We start from the raw sequence: 1,010 nt of genomic DNA, 5'->3' as shown, positions 1-1,010 counted from the left end.
GACAAGGCCGGCGTGCCGGTCGTGCCGGGCTATCATGGCGAGGCGCAGGAGATCGTGCTGCTTGCCTCCAAGGCGCGCGAGATCGGCTATCCAGTGCTGATCAAGGCGCGCGCCGGCGGCGGCGGCAAAGGCATGCGCCGGGTCGAGCATCCCGATGAGTTTTCCGAGGCGTTGTCCAGCGCACGGCGCGAGGCGAAAGCCGCGTTCGGCGACGACCGTGTGCTGGTCGAAAAATATGTCGACAAGCCGCGCCATATCGAAGTGCAGGTCTTCGGCGACAATTTGGGCAATGTCGTGCATCTCTACGAGCGCGACTGCTCGGCGCAGCGCCGCCACCAGAAGGTGATCGAGGAATCGCCGGCGCCCGGCATGACGCCCGCTTTGCGCAAGGCGATGACGGAGGCGGCGGTGAAGGCCGCCAAGGCGATCAATTATTCAGGCGCCGGTACCATCGAGTTCATCGTCGATGCCTCGCAGGGCCTGAAGGCCGACCGCTTCTGGTTCATGGAGATGAACACCCGTCTGCAGGTCGAGCACCCGGTCACCGAAATGGTCACCGGCACCGACCTGGTCGAGTGGCAGTTGCGGGTCGCGTCAGGCGAAAAGCTGCCCAAGACGCAAAGCGAGATCGCGCTCGTCGGCCATGCCTTCGAGGCGCGCATCTATGCCGAGGACGCGGCAAAAGGGTTCCTGCCGGCGACCGGTACGCTGCATCATCTGAAATTTCCGGATGCGGCCCCGCAAGGCGCCACGATGCGCATCGAGACTGGCGTGCGAGCGGGTGACGCCATCTCGCCCTATTACGACCCGATGATTGCCAAGCTGGTCGTCCACGCAACGGACAGGCAGGCGGCTCTCGAAGCTCTCGGTGCAGTGCTGTCGCGAACCGAGGTCGCCGGCTCGACCGTCAACACCGCCTTTCTTGCCGCTCTCGCCGCCGATCCGGATTTCGCCGCAGGCGATGTCGACACCAGCCTGATCGCCAGGCACCAGACGGCGCTGATCGAGGT

General features: G+C 65.0%; 1 protein-coding gene. It reads left to right on the top strand.

Going from position 1 to position 1,010, the window contains the following annotated elements; genetic code table 11:
- On the top strand, positions 1-1,010 hold a 1,010-nt coding region (locus EN991_RS37675; RefSeq protein ID WP_127370602.1), incomplete at both ends, for an ATP-grasp domain-containing protein.

The organism is Mesorhizobium sp. M7A.F.Ca.US.005.03.2.1 (genome assembly GCF_003997795.1).
Taxonomy (GTDB): Bacteria; Pseudomonadota; Alphaproteobacteria; order Rhizobiales; family Rhizobiaceae; genus Mesorhizobium; species Mesorhizobium ciceri.
The sequence above is the reverse complement of the archived record's forward strand: the minus strand, read 5'-3'. Positions and strand labels throughout refer to the sequence as shown.